The sequence below is a fragment of the Acinetobacter sp. CIP 102637 genome, assembly GCF_000368425.1.
GTDB classification, from domain to species: domain Bacteria; phylum Pseudomonadota; class Gammaproteobacteria; order Pseudomonadales; family Moraxellaceae; genus Acinetobacter; species Acinetobacter parvus.
Genome location: NZ_KB849435.1, coordinates 947632 through 948155 on the forward strand (window position 1 = coordinate 947632; position 524 = coordinate 948155).

The following is a 524-nucleotide window of genomic DNA, read 5'->3' on the forward strand; positions in this document are numbered from 1 at the left end:
CCAACACCAACACCAACACCAACACCAACACCAACACCAACACCAACAACCGTACAGACTGAGGCAACTGTTAGTAGCACGAAAGCGAATATTGCTATTTTTGGTGCAGTTGATAAAAACTTTTTCACTGAAACAGCTTTAGCATCAAATACTGGCGTACTATTACTAGATGATACTCAAGCCAATGCTGTCGGTTTTGCATTGGATTTAAAAAATAATCCAAAAACACTTGACGAATTGACCACGAAATATTTATCAGATTTCACAAAACTTTTGAAAAATAATGGTGCTACCGTTAATGTGTTAGTCAATAAAATAGGACTTACGCACTGTTATTTATAGACTCTCTGTGGTAGCAGATGATTTTTATCGAGAATAAAGTCATCAATGAAGTTTTTGATCATTGGTCTAAATAATTTCTTCTGCCAACGATATACATTTTCAAAGATCCCCTCAAACTGGTTCTTTTGTATCTCAACGTAGGCCATTAAGGCTGAAAAAATATGATTCAAAATCAGTTTAGA

General features: G+C 35.1%; 1 protein-coding gene and 1 pseudogene. One reads left to right on the plus strand and one right to left on the minus strand.

Annotated elements, in window-relative coordinates:
* On the plus strand, window positions 1-342 hold a 342-nt coding region (locus F967_RS14185), incomplete at its 5' end, for a hypothetical protein (protein WP_004799142.1).
* Here the strand turns inward: F967_RS14185 and F967_RS07565 are convergent.
* Window positions 333-524, minus strand: a pseudogene (locus F967_RS07565) (IS701 family transposase); the annotation flags it as partial. The gene F967_RS14185 and the pseudogene F967_RS07565 overlap by 10 nt on opposite strands.